The following is a 17,005-nucleotide window of genomic DNA, read 5'->3' on the forward strand; positions in this document are numbered from 1 at the left end:
GGTTACAGGTCCTCGTCGCTTACGACGGTGCGTCCATCCGCGCGAAGCAGTGCGGTGGTGATGCCTTCACCCGGGCGCAGCACGCCTGTCTCGTAGACGCGCTGGCTGCCGCACGAGGGGCTCTTCTCCTTCAAGAGCGCCACCGTGACGTCGAACCTCCGGGCGGCCTCCAGGGCCTGCTGGGCGCCGTCCTGGAACGTGGCGGTGCGGTCCTCTCGCGTCTCCCGCGTGAGGGCCCGTGCACGGCCGGCCCAGACGTCCACGCCCGTGCCTCCCGCGAGGTCCACGGGAGGCCGTGGAATGCCCATGCCCGCGGCGGCCTCAGGGCAGATGGGGATGACGGCTTTTCCTTCCAGCGCCGCGAGCACCCGCTCCGAACGCTGCGAGCGTCCGTCGTAGCGGCACGCCTCGCCCAACAGGCACGCACTGACCATCACCGTGGGGGCCGCACGCAGGGCCTCTCGTCGTGCATCGCGGGCCGACGCTTCGCCTTGATCCGAGGGGGCGTTCTCAGCCGGCCTCTGCACTTCGGGCGCGGCATGAGCCGGTGTTACTGCCTTCGGCGCGTCGTGCGCGACATGCGTCGGCGTCACTTCGTGCGTCGAAGATGGCGACAGCTCGATGGGCTTCGGCGCGGCATGCGTCGGCGCTACCGCTTCGGATGCCGTGGCCTGCGACGGCTCCACGGCCTTCGTCACTTCGGGGCACCCGGACTGCGGAGCGCCGTGCCGTCTCCCGTCACCTGTGCGGCCACCTTCGTGCGCGTCCCATCCAGCGTCACCGCGCCCGTCACCGCCAGCCGCACGGCCAGCGGATACAGGCGGTGCTCCTCCGCGAGGATGCGCGCGCTCAAGCTCGCCTCGTCGTCCTCCGGCAGCACGGGCACCGCGGCCTGCGCGATGATGGGGCCCGTGTCCGTGCCCGCGTCCACGTAGTGCACCGTGCACCCGGCCACCTTCACGCCGCGCTCCAGCGCCTGCTTCTGCGCATGCAGGCCCGGGAACGCCGGCAGCAGGGAAGGGTGGATGTTGAGCACGCGCCCCGGGAAGCGCTTCAGGAAGTCCGCGCTCACCAGCCGCATGAAGCCCGCCAGACACACCCACTCGACGCCCGCGTCCGCCAACACGCCGAGCAGCGCCGCCTCGAAGTCCACCTTTGACCCGAAGCCCTTGTGGTCCACCACCTCCGCGCGCACGCCCGCCTTCCGGGCGCGCTCCAGCGCGAACGCCGTGGGCACGTTGGACAGCACGCACGCCACTTCGGCCGGGAAGTCCGCCTGCCCGGCCGCGTCGAGCAGCGCCTGCAGGTTGCTCCCGCCGCCGCTGACGAGCACCCCCAGCCGCGCCCGCCGCGCGCTCATGGGTCGATGACCGCCGTGGCCTCGCCCTGGCCCGCTTCCACCCGGCCCACCTCGGAGGCCTCCACGCCCCGGGCGTGCAGCACCTCCAGCGCCTTCGCCACGTCCTCCTTCGCCACGACGACGATGAGGCCCAGGCCCATGTTGAACGTGCTGAACATCTCGTCGCGCGCGACTCCGCCCGTCTTCGCGATGAGGTCGAAGATGGCCGGCTTCTTCCACGTGGACTCGCTCAGCACCGCGCGCGTCCCGTCCGGCAGGCACCGGGGCAGGTTGCCCGGGATGCCGCTGCCGGTGATGTGCGCCATGCCTTTCACCTTCACGGCCTGGCACAGCGCGAGCGCGTCCTTCACGTAGATGCGCGTGGGCTCCAGGAGCGCGTCACCCAGCGGCCGGTCCAGCCCCTGTGGTGTCATGTCCAGGGGCAGCTTCGCGTCGTCCAGCAGCACCTTGCGCGCCAGCGAGTAGCCGTTGCTGTGCAGCCCCGACGACGTGAGCCCGATGAGCGCGTCTCCCGGCTTCACCGTCTTGCCGTCGATGATGGCGGACCGCTCCACCACGCCCACGCAGAAGCCCGCGACGTCGTACTCGCCCCGCGCGTAGAAGCCCGGCATCTCCGCCGTCTCCCCGCCCAGGAGCGCGCACCCCGCCTGCTCGCACCCCAGCGCGATGCCCTTGACCACCTCCGCCGCGGCGTCCACCTCCAGCTTCCCCGTGGCGAAGTAGTCCAGGAAGAAGAGCGGCTCCGCGCCACAGGTGAGGATGTCGTTCACCGACATGGCGACCAGGTCGATACCCACCGTGTCGTGGCGCCCCGCCAGGAAGGCCACCTTCAGCTTGGTGCCTACCCCGTCGGTGCCCGCCACCAGCACCGGCGCCTGGTACTTGCCGGGCGGCAGTGCGAACAGGCCGCCGAACCCACCCACTCCGCCCAGGACTTCAGGGCGCGTGGTTCGCGCGGCATGGGGCTTGATCTTCTCGACGAACGCGTCGCCGGCCTCGATGTCTACTCCGGACTGCTTGTAGGTCGTTCCCACGGGCCGGCCTTGTACCCCTCCCGGGGGCCCCTGTCTCGGGCCTCGGATGGGACGTGTCGGGTTTGCGGCGGCTCGCTGCCCTCGGGCGCCCGCACGATATCGGTCTGGGATATTTGACCGGTGGGGTGTGGGCTGATTGACTCGCGGGCCAGATGGGCGCCGAGGAAACCCTCTTTCAACGTTTTGGCAAGGAGTTCCCCAAGGGCACCGAGCTCTTCCGCGAGGGAGAGATCGGCAAGGAGATGTTCGTCATCCAGTCCGGGAAGATCGCCATCTCCAAGCGCGTACGCGACGTGGAGAAGGTGCTCGCGGTCCTGGGGCCGGGCGAATTCTTCGGGGAGATGGCCATCATCTCCAACAAGCCCCGGAACGCCTCCGCCGTGGTGCATGACGACGCGAAGCTGCTCGTCATCGATCCCAAGACCTTCGAGGCGATGATCCGCGGCAACGCGGAGATCGCCGTGCGGATGATCAAGAAGCTGGCCGAGCGCCTCTCCGAGGCGGACGCCCAGATTGAAAACCTGCTCCACGGCGACCCCGCCAGCCGCGTCGTCCATCAAATCCTCCAGGCCTGCCAGACGCGCGGCCGGCCGCTGGAGGAGGGCGTGGAGGTGGACTTCGCCGTCCGGGAGATGCCCCGGCAGATTGGCGTGGGCGAGCCCGCCGTGCGCAGCATGCTGGATCGCCTGGAGCGCGCGGGCCTCATCGAGCGGAGCGGCGACCGGATCACCGTGTACGACACGGCCCGGCTGCATGACTTCCTCAACTACCTCGAGATGAAGTGGAAGTTCGGAGACCTCTAGCGTGAAGCTGCAAGTCCTCGGGTGCCACGGCGGCGAGCTTCCCACGTGCAGGAGCACCTGCTTCCTCGTGGACGACGTGCTCGCGCTCGACGCGGGCGCACTCACCGGCACGCTCTCGTTGGATCAGCTCTGCAAGGTGGACGACATCCTCGTCGGCCACAGCCACTTCGACCACGTGAAGGACCTGCCGCTGCTCGCCGACCTGGTCATCGGCCGCAGGGACAAGCCCGTCACCATCCATGCCTCCCGCGAGTGCGCGAAAGCGCTGCGCGAGAACATGTTCAACAACTCGCTGTGGCCGGACTTCACGCGCATCCCCACGCGCCACAAGCCCGTCCTGGCCATCAAGACCTTCCGCGCCGGCAGCACCTTCCAGGTGGGCCCCTACACCGTGAAGAGCGTGCCGGTGAGCCACCCCGTGGAGTCCTGCGCCTTCATCATCAGCGACGGCAAGACGTCACTGGCCATGAGCGGCGATACCGGCCCCACGGACAAGCTGTGGAAGGCGCTCAACGCCACGAAAAATCTAAAGGCGCTGCTGCTGGAGGCCAGCTTCCCCAACAGCCTCCAGGCCCTGGCGGACATCTCCGGCCACCTGACGCCCGCCACCGTGGGCTCGGAGCTGCGCAAGTTCGACCGCAACGGCGCCCAGGTGATGCTCTACCACCTGAAGCCCGCCTTCGTGACCCAGCTCAAGAAGGAGCTGGCCCCGCTGCCCGTGAACGTCCTGGAGCTGGGCGAGACGTTCCAGTTCTAGGGACGTGCCGCGGCGCGGCGTACGCGGGTATTGACGGCCCGCGGCGGTCGGATTAACCCCCGGGCCTCATGGCCTGGTTCTCCAAGAAGCCCCGCATCGCCGTCGCCGCTGAGTCCGAGAAAGCCGCCGAGCCCCAGCCCTCCCGCATGCAGGGACTCTGGGCCAAGTGCGAGCAGTGCGACGAGATCATCTACCGCCAGGAGCTCGAGAAGAACTGGATGGTGTGCATGCACTGCGAGCACCACCACGCCTGGACGGCTCGCGCGCGGCTGGTGGGCACGCTGGATCCGGACTCCTTCGAGGAGTTCGACAAGGCGCTGGAGCCCCAGGACCCGCTCAACTTCACCGACACCAAGAAGTACAAGGACCGGATCAAGTCCACGCGCAAGAACCTGGAGGAGAACGACGCGTTCATCTCCGGCGTGGGCCGCATCGAGGGACACCCCGTCTCCGTCGGCTGCTTCGTCTTCGAGTTCATGGGCGGCTCCATGGGCTCCGTGGTGGGTGAGAAGGTCACGCGCGTGTTCGAGCGCGCCTTCGAACTCAAGTGCCCCGCGGTGGTGTTCTCCGCGTCCGGCGGCGCGCGCATGCAGGAGGGCATCTTCTCCCTGATGCAGATGGCGAAGACGTCCGCGGCCATTGCCCGCTTCCGCACCAGCGGCAAGCCGTACGTCTCCGTGATGCTCAACCCCACCACGGGCGGCGTGGCCGCGTCCTTCTCCTGGCTGGGCGACATCATCCTCGCGGAGCCCAAGGCCCTCATCGGCTTCGCCGGCCCGCGCGTCATCGAGCAGACCATCCGCCAGAAGCTGCCGGAGGGCTTCCAGCGCTCGGAGTTCCTGCTGGATCACGGGATGATCGACGCCATCGTCCACCGCAAGGACCTGCGCGGGAAGCTGGGGCAGATCCTCGGCATGCTGGGGTAGGGCAGCGGGCTTCCACCCATGGACGCGCCCCGCACCCCCGAAGAGGCCCTGCGCTTCTTCCAGGCGCTCAACCCCTCCGGCATCAAGCTGGGGCTGGAGCGGGTGAGGGACGCGCTCGCCGCGTTGGATCACCCGGAGCGGGACTACCCGGCGCTGCACGTCGCCGGCACCAACGGCAAGGGCAGCACCTGCGCCTTCGTGGCGCGCGCGCTGGAGGCCGCCGGGCACCGCGTGGGGCTCTACACGTCCCCGCACCTGGTGCGCGTGAACGAACGGATCCGCGTCTCCGGTGAAGACATCCCGGACGCGGTCTTCGGGCAGCGCATCCTGGAGGTCCTGGAGCGCTACCCCTCCGCGCTGTCAGACCCGATGACGTACTTCGAGTTCGGCACCGTGGTCGCGCTCTGGCACTTCTCCCGCGAGCGCGTGGACGTGGCCGTGCTGGAGACGGGGCTGGGCGGCCGGCTGGACGCCACCACCGCCGCGAACCCCGTCGTCACCTGCGTCACCCCCGTGTCCTTCGACCACATGGAGTACCTGGGGAACACGCTCCGGGAGATCGCCGGGGAGAAGGCCGGCATCTTCAAGCCCAGCGTCCCGGCGGTGCTTTCCCGGCAGGAGCCGGAGGCCCTGGACGCGCTCCTGCGCCGCGCGGAGCAACTGGCCGTGCCCGTCCAGGTGGAGGGCCGCGACTTCGGCATCGTCCCCGGGGCCGATGGGACGCTGTCGTATCGGGGACCCGGTTGGTCGCTCGACGGCCTCACGCTGGCGCTGCGGGGGCCATATCAGCACCAGAACGCGGCGGTGGCCCTGGCCTGTCTGGAGGCCCTCCATGCCCGGGGCGTGGCGGTGACGCCCGAGGCCGCGCGCGAGGGTCTGGCCACGGCGCGCTGGCCGGGGCGGCTGGAGGAGGTGGCCCAGGACCCGACGATGGTGGTGGACGGGGCCCACAACCCGGCGGGCGTGGCGGTGCTGCTGGAGGCCCTGCGCACCCTCTATGCCGGGCGGCCGTTGCACCTTGTCTTCGGGGTGGTGGCGGACAAGGACCGGGGGCCGATGATGCGAGCCCTGTTTCCGCTGGCGGCCTCCGTGCACCTCACGCCGCTGGATACGCCGCGCTCGCTTGCCCCGGAGCGATACATCGCTGAAGCACGGATTTTGTGTTCACGGGTCGTCGCGCACTCCTCCCTGGAGGAGGCCCTTGCCGGAGCGAGGGCTGATGCAGTGGGTCGTCCGGACGGCGTGGTCCTCGCTACAGGCTCACTGTTCCTGGTAGGCGCCGTGAAGCGATGGGTTGACCGAAGCCTTGGCGCGATGCGGTATCAGCAGTAACTTTGCGACATGCGCCTGCCGGACTGGAGATCAGCGCTTCCGGGACCTCCGATGCCCACCGTCGATGAGGTCGACTTCCGGGCGCTGTACTCCAAGACCAACTACGTGGTGGAGACGGCGGACGGCTGGTCGCTCGTCATCACGCGCTACCGGCCGGTGAAACAGGCCTTCGCGCAGCCGCTGTTCGGTGAGCCGCTGCTGCTGGTGCACGGCTTCTCCCAGAACCGGCACACGTGGACGAGCGGCCAGTTCGTCAAGAACCTGCTCTTCTTCGGCGTGGACATCCACATCCTGGAGCTGCGCGGGCACGGCAAGAGCTCCATCGCCTTCCAGAAGGAGCGCGCCGAGCGCTTCAAGCGCCCGCTGCCGCAGGACCTGGACTACGGCTGGGACCTGGACAGCTACTTCCTCTACGACCTGCCGGCGGCCGTGTCCGGCGTCAAACGCATCACCCGCCGCGAGCGCGTCTTCTACTGCGGCCACTCCATGGGCGGCATGCTGGGCTACGGCTACGCCGGCATCCATGACGACTTCGAGGGGCTCATCACCATCGGGTCGCCCGCGGACCTGGGGCGCGGCTTCATGCTGCTGCGCATGCTGGCGCACGGCTCGCCGCTGCTCGCGGGTGCGGTGGACATGACGCTGGGCGGGCTGAACCTCAACCGGCGCGCGTCCTCGCTGGGCCTCTCGCTCCTGGCGAAGGGGGCGGGCGCCTTCAGCCCCGCGCTCCAGAAGCGCCTGGAGCCGGACGCGTCCAAGCCGCTCGTGTTCAACGCGGTGCCGGTGGACGTGGTGCTCAAGTGGGTGGAGCGCCAGCTGTCGCAAGCGGACGAGTCCGCGCTGTATCAGCGCTTCACGCGCAAGCTGAACCGGCTCATCAACACGGAGCGCGTCAGCCGGGACGACATCCGGTGGCTCCTGCGCGAGGGCGGCGAGCGCGAGCCCCGCAAGGTGATTGAACAGTTCGCCCGGTGGATCCGCCGGGGCGAGATGGTCTGCTACCGCACGGATTACGACTTCAAGCGCGGCTTCGGGAAGATTGAAATCCCCATGGCCATCATCTTCGGGGACCTGGATCCGCTGGCATCCGTGGAATCCACCCGCAGCGTCTACCGCGCCGCGAAGAGCGAATACCTGCTGTGGCGCCCGGTGAAGGGCAACAGCCACGTCGAGCTCACCATGGGGCACGACATCCGGCAGATCTGCTACGACATCAAGAACCTCATCGAGTACACCCGCACGCACCGCACGCGCTCGCCGGCCCTGCCTCGCTTGCGTTGAAGCGCGGACGTTCCGGCCAGACTGAAAAGTTGGTGCCTCCCGGGTGCGTGATAATTTCGTGCGCGTCTGTCTTCTGACGCATGTCACGGGAGTGGTCGATGAGGGGCTTGGCGGTGTCTCTGCTGGGATTGTGGCTCGTGCCGCTGGTGGCGCTGGCGCAGCAGCCGGCGGATTACAACACCATCACCTCCGTCAACGTCAGCGGCGGGACGGTGGAGATCTCCGGCAGCAAGAAGCCGGACTTCAACAGCTTCACCATGACGGACCCTCCGCGGCTCGTCATCGACGTGTCCGGCGCCGTCTTCAAGGACGTGCCCGAGGAGCTGCCGGTCGGCAATGGCACCGTGACGGGCATCCGCACGCAGGCCTATGGCACGGAGTCCTCGTCCATCGCGCGCATCCTCATCGGCTATGAGCGCGAAGTGGAGACGGACATCCAGACCTCCGGCAACAAGCTGGTGGTGAAGGTCCTGGGCAGCGGGGGCGGCGCGGTCGTCGCGCAAATCACCCCCTCGGAAGGGCAGGGCACCACCGCTCAGGGGGCCACCGCGGCCAACACCCAGGCCGGCTCCAACGCGCAGGACGCGGCCCGCGCCGCCGCGTCGGACCGGGAGGCGCAGGAGAAGGCCGTGAAGGCCGCCGCTGACGCCGCCCGGGCGGAGCGCGAGGCCCAGGAGAAGGCCGCCGCCGAGGCCACCGCCCGCGCCAATGCGGATGCGGACGCGGAGAAGAAGCGCCAGGAGGAGGCCCAGGCCGCCGCGAAGCGCCAGGACGAGGAGCGCCGCGCGTCGGAGCAGGCCGCCGCCGCGGAGAAGAAGCGCCAGGAGGAGGAGGCCCAGGCCGCCGCGAAGCGCGCCGAGGATGAACGCCGCGCCACCGCGCAGGCCGCCGCCGACCAGAAGCGCCAGCAGGAAGCGGACGCGAAGGCCGCGGCGAAGACCGCCGCCGAAGAGAAGCGCGCCGCCGCGCAGGCCGCCGCCGAGGAGCGCCAGGCCGCCGCGAAGACGGCCGCGGAGCAGAAGCGCGCCGCCGCGCAGACCGCCGCCGAGGCGAAGCGCCTGAAGGATGAGGAGCGCCAGGCCTCCGCGCAGGCCCGCCGCGAGGAGCAGCAGTCGGCCCGCGAGGCCGCCGCCGACCAGAAGCGCCAGCGTGCGGCGGAGGCCCGTGAGCGCCGCGAGCAGGCTCTGGCGGCCCGTGAGTCGCGCGCCCGCCCCAGCCAGGGCAGCGCCGCGGCCGAGTCGCGCGAGAGCGGCGGGGGCGCGGTGTCGTCTCGCCGCAAGACGATGACGCAGATTGGCTTCCAGCAGCAGTCGGACAGCTCGCGCGTCTTCGTGCGCACCAACGAGCCGGTGCGCTACACGGTGGGCACCTCCGGCAATCAGGTGGTCCTGGAGCTGGAGAACACGCGCGTGGTGGAGTCCAACAACACGCTCCCCCTGGACACGCACTTCTTCCCGTCGGCTGTGTCGCGGGTGGAGGCGTTCTCCGGCGCGGGCCAGACGGTGCGCGTCGTCATCCAGCTGAAGCAGGGGGTTCGCTATGAGACACGCCAGGAAGGCGGCCTCATCACCCTCGACTTCCCGCGCCCGGGCCGGTAGGACGGGGCGGGCGCCGTTGCCGGCACGGCGCCCACCGCCCACGCCTCCCGCATGACCTTCCTTGCCCCGGTCGTCCTGACGCTCTGGGTGTCGGCCCAGATTCCGCTGGCCACGCAGGTGGAGCTTCCCACCGGCGAGGTCGTGGAGCTCGCGGCCGACTACGTCGTCTTCGAGAACGACGTCCTCACCGCCCGGGGCCACTGCGAGCTGCGCAGCGGCCCCAACGTGCTGCGCGCGGATGAAGTGACGTACAGCGAGGCCACGCAGGTGGCCACCGCCACCGGCAACGTCATGTTCGTCAGCGGCTTGATGGCCGCCATCGCGGATGACGTGCGCGTGGACCTGCGCTCCAACGAGGCCAACGTGAAGGGCGGCCTCTTCATGCAGAAGAAGGGCGTCACCCCCGAGGCGCTCCAGGCCGCCAAGACGCCGGACGAATTGCGCAAGATGGGGGAGACGCCCGTCCTGATGAGCGGCACGCGCATCCGCCGCACCGGAGAGACGGCCTTCTCCGTGGACGGCCTGGCCTTCACTCCGTGCCAGTGCGGCCCGGGCGAACCCGGCTGGCGCGTGGAGGCGAAGGAAGCCAACGTGAAGATGGGCGAGCGCGCCATCCTCACCTGGCCCGTGGTGTACGTGCGCTCGGTGCCGGTGTTCGCGCTGCCGTGGCTGTACCTGCCCCTGGCGGAACGCCGCTCCGGCCTGCTCATCCCCCGTCCGTCCAACTCCGGCCTCAACGGCTTCGGGCTGGACGCCCCCGTCTTCGTCACGCTGGGGGAGAGCTACGACCTGACGTTCACGCCGGGCATCTACACGGGCGGCGGGGACATCTCGAACCCCCGGTTCCTCCAGGAGGACGGCGTCACGCCCATCCGCGAGCTCCGCCCCACCGGCGTGAGGGGCCCCCGGCTGCTGACCGAGTTCCGCTACGTCCCCAGCGACCGCACGCGCGGCCGGGCCACGCTGGGATTCCTCTATGACTTGCGGCCCCGGTTGGATCCCACCACCTCCGACTTCCTCCGCGTCGTGGACCGGACCAACCCGGAGCTGCCCTTCTACACGTCGCAGATCATCGACGAGAAGCGCGGCCTGCGGGGCGAGGCGTCCTGGCAGCACACGCAGGACCTGGGCGACGGCTGGCACGACCGCGTGGACGCGTACTTCGTGTCGGACGGCTTCTACACGCGCGACCTCACCGCCGACCTGCTGGTGCAGAACACCAACTACCTGCGCAGCACCGCCGTCGTGTACCAGCGCCGCGACGAACGCTACCTGGGGCTGGACGTGTCACTGCGCCAGGACCTGCGCTACGCCTACCGCTTTTTCCAGCCGAACCCCATCCCCGCGGTGGCTTCGCTGAGTGGCGACGCCATCAACCCCCACGGCCCGACGACGTTCCAGCGCCTGCCGGGTATCACCCTGGCGCTGCCTCAGCGGCCCCTCTTCGGTGGGCGGGTGATGGGCGGAGTGCAGGTGGAGTACAGCCGGCTGGCGCCCCTGCGCAGCGGCGGTTTCGCGGACGACGGCTCCGACGCGCTCTTCGCGCTCAATGGCACCTGGCGCCCCGAGGGCACGCCGCTGGACATCAACACCTTCACGCTTCCCAAGGACGACCTGGAGGGCAACGGACGCCTGGACCCCACCGAGCGCGAGGGCCGCGACCGCGTGTCGTTGGCCCCGCGCCTGTCCACGTCCTACGGGCTGGGCAACTGGGGCCGGCTGACGCCTTCCGTGGCGCTGCGCCAGGACGTGTCCGTGGGCGAGGTCTCCGGCCGCACCGCCGCGCGCGGCTACGCGCTGGCGGACCTGATGCTGGACTCGCAGCTGGCGCGCACCTTCGCGGACCGCGACACGCTCTACCGCCACACGATGTCCCCGTCGGTGAACCTGCGCTACGTGCCCGGCGGCTGGGGCCACGGGCTCACCGCCCTCAACGGCAGCGGCACCGGCACCGTGCCGCTCATCTACGACGAGTGGGACTCCGCGGTGCCGCTCCAGTCCAACGGCAGCGTGCGCGGCTTCCTCCACGCCGTGGTCGCCGTGGATCAGTCGTTGCGCGTTCGCAAGGGGCCCACCACCCGGGAGCCGCTGCGCCTGCGCATCGGCCAGGGGTTCGACCTGTCGCGCATCGCGCCCGTCGCGGGCCGGGACACCGTGCAGGGGAGCGTGGTGCGCGACACCTTCGCGCGCCTGTCCGCCAGCGCCGGCGTGCTCACCGCGGGCGGGCTCGTGCGCATGGACCCGACGACGCTCGACATCACCCAGCTGTCCGCCGACTTCACCATCGACAACGGCAAGGGCAACGCCCTGTACGCGCGATACGACGACCTGCTGGCCGTGAAACAATTGTCAATTGATCGTGGGTTGGATCCTTTGGCACAAGGACCCGATTTCGTGCGTCGGGGCGTGGACATGCTGGTGGGAGACGCACCTCGTCCCCTTCCGTCCCACAACGATCAAGTCGACCCCTCTCCGACCGAACGGGCACAGGCCCTCACTGTTGGTACGCGAATCAAGCTCGGATTCGGGCTCGGGTTGCGATACGAAGCACTTGTGCAGCCGCTTTATAAGGATCTGATTACCCAGGAAAGTCAGCCCCTTGCGCAGCAGACCTTTGGCGTGTCGTATGGACCCGCCTGTGACTGCTGGCGTATCGAGGGGGTGGTGATCCTGCGGCGCAACCAGACACCGGAATTCGCCGGCGTGAATCTGAGTGTGGCCGGATTTGGATCCTTCGGGTCGGGTGGATAGGAATCACCCGCCGTACGCGAGCGTTGCACACACCTCGGAAACATCCCCCCTAGAGGAGAAGTACTTCGTGTCGGATCTCGGAAAAAGAATTGGCCAGCGCATTCGCGAGCTTCGCACGCAGCGCCCGGAGCGATGGACGCAGGAAGAGCTCGCGGAGCGAGCGCAGATCAGCGTGTCCTTCCTGTCGATGATCGAACGCGGCGAGCGCGTGCCCCATGTGGAGACGCTTGCGGCGCTCTCCAACGCCCTGAGCGTCAGCCTCGGTGAGCTCTTCACGGGCACCGAGCAGACGCCTGCCCAGACGGAGGACCTGCTGCGTCCCCTTTCGGATTTCGCCCGTGCACGCGGCCTGAACGCGCGCGACGTGGACCGCCTGCTCGGCGTGGCCCGCGTGATGTTCAACGGCTCGGCGGCCTGAATCCCCTCCCGGGGAGGGCTCTTCCCCGTGCGTTTCCCTTCCGCCCGCCTCCCCCCCGGCGAGGCGGAGGGCCCCACGTAAGGATTGACCCCGGGGCCCCGCGTCCATAGCGTGGCTGGCTGATTCTTGAATCAACCAGTCATGGGAGGACGCGTGGGCCAGCAGAAGACGGCGCCGGAGAACGGGACGCGGGAGAGCGAGCGTCGCCGCACCATCCTGCGGGCCGCCATCGACGTGTTCGCCCGAAAGGGCTACCACGGCTGCCGTATCGCGGACGTCGCCAAGGAGGCGGGCGTCGCGTACGGGCTCGTCTACCACTACTTCAAGAACAAGGATGAGCTGCTGGAGACCGTCTTCGAGACGGGCTGGAGCGGCTTCATTGCGCGTGCGCGCGCCGTCGCGGAGAGCGAGGGGCCGCTGGTGGAGAAGGTCCGCCGCATCGCGGACGTGGCCTTCGATGCCTACCGCGTGGACCCCCGCGCGGTGAAGGTGCTCATCCTGGAGATTGCCCGTTCACCGGCCGGAGCCCGCATCAACCGGCAGACGGCCTTCGTGGACGTCATCCGCCTGAGCGCGCAGATGTTCACCCGCGCGAAGGAATCCGGGGAGCTGCGCCCGGACGTGGATCCGTTGCTCGCGTCCGCGCTGCTCTTCGGCTCCATTGAAATGGGGCTCACGGCCTTCGTCGTGGGGCTGGCGGACGCGCGCGACACGGCGATGCTCGAGCGCGCGAAGACGCAGATCGCCGACTCGTTCCTCCACGGCGTGCTGCTGAGCGGCGCGTCCTCCAAGGCGGAGCCCGCGAAGCACGAGCCCGTGAAGCACGAGCTTCCGCAGGGTGAGGAGCCCCAGGACGCGACCCCTCCGAAGCGGGAGAAGGCCGCGCCCAAGTCCCGGACGCCCAAGCGCGGCTGAGAAGAGGCCGCGCGGCGCGCTACGGGTTGCTCAATCCGGGCGCGTTGGTGGCCACGCCCGGCGCTTCCGGGGCGCCGGTGAAGTCCAGCTTGAGCAGCGTCTGGCCATCCACCCAGCGGTCATCCGCCTTCACGCCCCAGTGGAGGTGCGGACCGGTGACGCGGCCGGTGCTGCCCACCAGGCCCAGCGGGTCGCCCTGCTTCACCTGCGCGCCGTCCTTCACGTCGATGCGCGACAGGTGGAAGTACGCGGTGAAGAGCCCCGCGCCGTGGTGCACGAGCACGGTGTTGCCGGACGCGTAATTCTCACGCGACATCACCACCGTGCCGTCGTTGGCGGCGACCACCGGCGAGCCCGTGGCGCCATCCAGGTCCACGCCGAAGTGCTGCGTCTGCAGCTTGCCGTTGAACGAGCGGCGGTCGCCGAAGGGCGCCGTCACCGTGGCCTCGCGCGGCCAGGCGAAGTTCTGGCCGAACAGCGGCGTGTGGAAGGGCTGCGCGAACGCCGCGGCGAACGCCTTGCGGTCCGCCTCCATGCGCGCCTTCACCGCCTTGGGCGGCTTCACGTACTTGTTGGCCACGCGCAGCTCGCGCTCGCGGAAGCCCGGCGCGCCAACCTTGAGCACGCCGGACAGCAGCACCGGCAGGCCGCGCCCGGGGGCCGTGACGTCCACCGCCACGGTGCCTTCCGTCTGCTCCACCGGCAGGCTGGAGAGGGCCGCGTAGCCGTTGTTCCACGCGAAGAAGCGCAGGGGCCGGCCCGCGATGGAGCCCGTGGGCAGCGAGGACGCGCCGTTCACCGTCACCAGCACCGGGTCGCCCGGCTTGGGGTTGGCGGGCTGGAGCGACAGGCGCGGCCCGTCCAGGGGCGCCACCTTCAGCGGTGCCAGCTCGCCCTGGATCACGGCGCCCGTCGTGGGCGCGCCCGGGGCGCGGAGGCCCGACGCGGTGGGCGTGGCCGAGGAGCCCGGCACGCTGCCCGTCACCACTGCGTTGGGGGCGGTGGGCGTGGCCGCGGCGAACGCCGGAGACCCGGAGGCGAGCAGGGAGAGGACGAAGAAGCGGGCGGCGGAAGGGGTCCGGGCGGGCATGGGCCGTTCTTTACACCACGCACGCGCGGAACCTTCCCGGACCGGCGTCGGGCGTGTTGGCTGGCTGCTTCTCTGCCCGGAAGGGCTCGGCTGGCTGACTCCCGCTGGACGCCTGGTCGCACGTCCCGGAAGCAGGCTCCAGAAATGTGCCATTGCCGGTACTTGGGTGCCCTCGGAGGCGAAAGGCTGTTCCTGGCCGGACGTGAGGCAGGCAGCCGTGCCAGTTCTCCCCGTGTCAAGGCGTTACGGACGGCGAGGGGCTCCCTAGCTTTCCGACATCAACGCAGCACATCAATTTCGAAAGGGAGGGCACGCATGCCTCGCTCCTACAGCTTCGACCACTTCCAGGTTCCCAAGACGCTCCCGCCGCAGAAGCGCGGCCTTCGTCAGCGCGACAAGGAGCACCTGGCCCAGTCGTCGCGGGTGTCGGTGGACGAACACGAGGGCATCCACTACGGCAAGAGCCACGCGCAGACGGAGGAGATCCTCAACGCGCGCAAGATGGAGCTCCAGCTGGAGGAACTGGCCCGTCCGGATGCGGACGCCAAGTTCTCCCACGGGCCGGTGTCGCGCGTGAGCGGGGCGTCGAAGAAGAAGCAGCGCAAGGCGGCCGCGTCGCCCATCATCGGGACGACGGCGCCCATCGGCGCCCTGCCGCCCACGCAGGAGCGGCCGCCGCAGCAGGGCCGGCTGCCGGACCTCATCGACGAGGCGCGCCGGCAGCTCAAGGCCATCCAGTCTGGCGTGGGTGACGTGGCGTCGGCCGTGCAGCGGCTGGCGTTGCTGCCCCTGGAGGCGGTGCGCCTGGCGGCCCGCCGCATCATTCCGGCCTGAGCAAGAAGGGGAGGGTGAACGACGCGTGGAGCTGACCCTGGTCTCCTACAACATCCACTCCGGCATCGGCGTGGACGGAGCTTTCGACCTGGAGCGCGTGGGCCTGGTGCTCCGCGAGGTGAACGCGGACATCATCGCCCTGCAGGAGGTGGGGGACTTCCGGGGCAAGACGTCCCGGGAGGACCAGCCCGAGCACCTGGCCGCGATGCTCGGGATGCACATGGCCTTCGGACCCAACGTGGTCCGCAACGGCCGAAGGTACGGCAACGCCATCCTCAGCCGGCTGCCGGTGCTCAAGTCGAAGAACTACGACTTGAGCGTGCCGCGCCGCGAGCCCCGGGGCGCGTTGAGGTGCGATCTGGACCTGGGAGGAGGGCAGCAGCTGCACGTCTTCTGCCTCCACCTGGGCCTGTCCGTGAGCGAGCGGCGGCGGCAGGAAGCGCTCCTGCTGTCCGCCGACCTGCTCCGCGACGCGGCCCGCAAGGACCCCATGGTGGTGTGCGGAGACTTCAACTCGTGGGGCAACGGGCCGGTGTCGTCGCTCGTGCGCGAGGCCATCCACGACGCCGCGTTCGAGCTGGGCGCCGCCGCGCGCACGTACCCCACGAGGCTGCCCCTGTTCCGGTTGGATCGCATCTACGTGGACTCGGGGGTACGGCCCGTGTCGGTGACGCCGCACCGCTCGCCGCTGAGCCGCGTGGCGTCGGACCACCTGCCGCTGGTGATGCGCTTCGAGGCGCCCATCGCCGTGCAGCCGCCCGTCGCACCGCCGGTGCAGCTGATCGGCTAGGAGTATGGGCTTGGGGTAGGCTCTCACGTGGGTCCGGTGGTTTCTCGCGTTGAGTGGCCGACGCTGGCGAACGCCGGACAAATTCCTCGCGCCGTGGTTGTCGCGGGGAGGTGGGGTGCCTAGGTTGGCGCCCACGCGCACAGGGACGTGAGCGTCGGCCGGAGAGCGCATGCACGTGGGCAGTGAACAGACGGACCGCGGCGTCGCCGCGCTCGTCGGGCGCATGGCGGACGGCTTCAGTCGGTTGGTGACGCAGCATCTCCAGTTGGCGCGCGTGGAGCTGGCGGAGGACGCGAAGGCCATGGGCCTGGACGTGGCGAGCATCGCCGTGTTCGTGCCCTTCCTGCTCGTGGGGTACGCCTTCGTCTGCGGGGCGCTGGCGGCCGTGCTCGCTCCGTGGACGGGGTGGGCGGGTGCGCTGGCCCTGGTGGGCGCGGTGAACCTGGTGGGCGGCGGTCTGGGCATCCTGCGCGCGGTGAAGCGGATGAAGTCACGCCAGATGATGGATGACAGCGTGAGCGAGCTGTCGCGCAGCATGGCGGCGCTCACCACGGCGCAGCCGCGAGTGTCCGCGGCGCCCGGGGTGAACACGCTGAAGGACGCAACGGGAATGGCTTTCAAGGAGCCGCGGGATGGGCGCTAGCAATGGACACCTGCCGCGTACGAGCGCGGCGCTTCGCGAGGAAATCGAGCGCACCCGGGCCGACCTGGCCACGTCGGTGAGCGCGCTCCGGGTGGAGGTGGCGGAAGTCACCGACTGGCGCCAGTGGGTGCGCAAGCATCCCTACACCTGCGTGGGGACCGCCTTCCTCGTTGGTTACCTGGTGGGCTCGCGGCGCTGAGGCTGCGCCCGCGGCCCTGGATGCAGACACTTCAAGACGCAATCGGAAAACGAACGCACAGCAGAGGGCTTCCATGGAAATCAATCCGCAGCAGATGGCAGACCGGGCGCGGCAGATTCAGGATCAGCTGCCGGACATGGACGAGGCGCGGCAGAATCTGGTGGACCTGAACAACCAGGTCGTCGGGTTCATCAAGGCCAACCCGGGCACGTGCCTCCTGGGCGCCATCGCGGTGGGCTTCATCGTGGGCCGCATCGCGTCCCGCTAACCGGTT

The 17,005-nt window shown here is 69.7% G+C and carries 18 protein-coding genes; 14 read left to right on the forward strand and 4 right to left on the reverse strand.

The genetic code is table 11. From position 1 onward, the window contains the following. Positions 1 to 2: 2 nt before the first annotated feature. The 3 genes from D7Y04_RS45910 to purM are packed head-to-tail and all read right to left on the reverse strand — an operon-like array spanning position 3 to position 2,394. Positions 3 to 698 (reverse strand): DUF523 domain-containing protein, encoded by a 696-nt coding sequence (locus D7Y04_RS45910; RefSeq protein WP_233601651.1) that lies wholly within the window; start codon positions 696 to 698, stop codon positions 3 to 5. After that, entirely contained in the window at positions 695 to 1,360 is a 666-nt protein-coding gene (gene purN, locus D7Y04_RS31190) for a phosphoribosylglycinamide formyltransferase (protein WP_120594648.1), read from the reverse strand. Before purN ends, D7Y04_RS45910 begins: the two co-directional genes overlap by 4 nt. Further along, entirely contained in the window at positions 1,357 to 2,394 is a 1,038-nt protein-coding gene (gene purM / locus D7Y04_RS31195) for a phosphoribosylformylglycinamidine cyclo-ligase (protein ID WP_121761630.1), read from the reverse strand. The genes purN and purM overlap by 4 nt, the downstream gene beginning before the upstream one ends. Positions 2,395 to 2,546: 152 nt before the next feature. Between purM and D7Y04_RS31200 the strand changes: the two genes are divergently transcribed. The 9 genes from D7Y04_RS31200 (at position 2,547) to D7Y04_RS31240 (ending at position 13,175) form a co-directional block, all read left to right on the forward strand. After that, the gene (locus D7Y04_RS31200; RefSeq protein ID WP_120594646.1) at positions 2,547 to 3,197 is read left to right on the forward strand and encodes a Crp/Fnr family transcriptional regulator; all 651 of its coding nucleotides are present in this window, start codon (positions 2,547 to 2,549) and stop codon (positions 3,195 to 3,197) included. Between the two features lies 1 nt (position 3,198). Next, positions 3,199 to 3,954, forward strand: coding sequence for an MBL fold metallo-hydrolase (locus tag D7Y04_RS31205; RefSeq protein ID WP_120591634.1), 756 nt, complete (start codon positions 3,199 to 3,201; stop codon positions 3,952 to 3,954). A 68-nt stretch (positions 3,955 to 4,022) separates the two neighbouring features. After that, positions 4,023 to 4,880 (forward strand): acetyl-CoA carboxylase, carboxyltransferase subunit beta, encoded by an 858-nt coding sequence (gene accD, locus D7Y04_RS31210; protein ID WP_121761631.1) that lies wholly within the window; start codon positions 4,023 to 4,025, stop codon positions 4,878 to 4,880. 18 nt (positions 4,881 to 4,898) lie between these two features. Beyond that, complete coding sequence (locus D7Y04_RS31215; RefSeq protein ID WP_199749759.1) at positions 4,899 to 6,212, forward strand: folylpolyglutamate synthase/dihydrofolate synthase family protein; 1,314 nt, start codon at positions 4,899 to 4,901, stop codon at positions 6,210 to 6,212. Positions 6,213 to 6,221: 9 nt separating this feature from the next. Continuing rightward, positions 6,222 to 7,493, forward strand: a complete 1,272-nt coding sequence (locus tag D7Y04_RS31220) for an alpha/beta fold hydrolase (RefSeq protein ID WP_120580705.1) — start codon at positions 6,222 to 6,224, stop codon at positions 7,491 to 7,493. Between the two features lie 98 nt (positions 7,494 to 7,591). Further along, positions 7,592 to 9,091, forward strand: a complete 1,500-nt coding sequence (locus tag D7Y04_RS31225) for an AMIN domain-containing protein (RefSeq protein ID WP_199749760.1) — start codon at positions 7,592 to 7,594, stop codon at positions 9,089 to 9,091. 51 nt (positions 9,092 to 9,142) lie between these two features. Continuing rightward, positions 9,143 to 11,842, forward strand: a complete 2,700-nt coding sequence (locus D7Y04_RS31230) for an LPS-assembly protein LptD (RefSeq protein WP_121761633.1) — start codon at positions 9,143 to 9,145, stop codon at positions 11,840 to 11,842. Positions 11,843 to 11,909: 67 nt separating this feature from the next. Beyond that, on the forward strand, positions 11,910 to 12,260 hold the full coding sequence (locus D7Y04_RS31235) for a helix-turn-helix domain-containing protein (protein WP_014398120.1): 351 nt from the start codon (positions 11,910 to 11,912) through the stop codon (positions 12,258 to 12,260). Positions 12,261 to 12,413: 153 nt separating this feature from the next. After that, a complete protein-coding gene (locus tag D7Y04_RS31240) occupies positions 12,414 to 13,175 on the forward strand; it encodes a TetR/AcrR family transcriptional regulator (RefSeq protein WP_120594658.1) in 762 nt (253 codons plus the stop codon). 19 nt (positions 13,176 to 13,194) lie between these two features. On the opposite strand, the gene D7Y04_RS31245 is transcribed toward D7Y04_RS31240, so the two are convergent. Continuing rightward, on the reverse strand, positions 13,195 to 14,265 hold the full coding sequence (locus D7Y04_RS31245) for a M23 family metallopeptidase (protein WP_120594642.1): 1,071 nt from the start codon (positions 14,263 to 14,265) through the stop codon (positions 13,195 to 13,197). A 315-nt stretch (positions 14,266 to 14,580) separates the two neighbouring features. Here D7Y04_RS31245 and D7Y04_RS31250 point away from each other — a divergent pair, with 315 nt between their 5' ends. The 5 genes from D7Y04_RS31250 to D7Y04_RS31270 all read left to right on the forward strand — a co-directional run bounded on the left by D7Y04_RS31250 (position 14,581) and on the right by D7Y04_RS31270 (position 16,999). Next, positions 14,581 to 15,099: a hypothetical protein gene (locus tag D7Y04_RS31250; protein ID WP_120594641.1), complete on the forward strand. Its 519-nt coding sequence runs from the start codon at positions 14,581 to 14,583 to the stop codon at positions 15,097 to 15,099. Positions 15,100 to 15,124: 25 nt separating this feature from the next. Beyond that, positions 15,125 to 15,889 (forward strand): endonuclease/exonuclease/phosphatase family protein, encoded by a 765-nt coding sequence (locus D7Y04_RS31255; RefSeq protein WP_120577362.1) that lies wholly within the window; start codon positions 15,125 to 15,127, stop codon positions 15,887 to 15,889. 169 nt (positions 15,890 to 16,058) lie between these two features. Continuing rightward, the gene (locus D7Y04_RS31260) at positions 16,059 to 16,532 is read left to right on the forward strand and encodes a phage holin family protein (RefSeq protein ID WP_120594640.1); all 474 of its coding nucleotides are present in this window, start codon (positions 16,059 to 16,061) and stop codon (positions 16,530 to 16,532) included. Beyond that, positions 16,522 to 16,731 carry a DUF3618 domain-containing protein gene (locus D7Y04_RS31265; RefSeq protein WP_120577360.1) on the forward strand — a complete coding sequence of 70 codons (210 nt, stop codon included), beginning with the start codon at positions 16,522 to 16,524 and terminating at the stop codon, positions 16,729 to 16,731. The genes D7Y04_RS31260 and D7Y04_RS31265 overlap by 11 nt, the downstream gene beginning before the upstream one ends. A 73-nt stretch (positions 16,732 to 16,804) precedes the next feature. Continuing rightward, complete coding sequence (locus tag D7Y04_RS31270; RefSeq protein WP_120594639.1) at positions 16,805 to 16,999, forward strand: hypothetical protein; 195 nt, start codon at positions 16,805 to 16,807, stop codon at positions 16,997 to 16,999. The last annotated feature ends 6 nt before the right edge of the window (positions 17,000 to 17,005 follow it).

It is taken from the genome of Corallococcus sp. AB038B (assembly GCF_003668955.1).
GTDB lineage: Bacteria > Myxococcota > Myxococcia > Myxococcales > Myxococcaceae > Corallococcus > Corallococcus exiguus.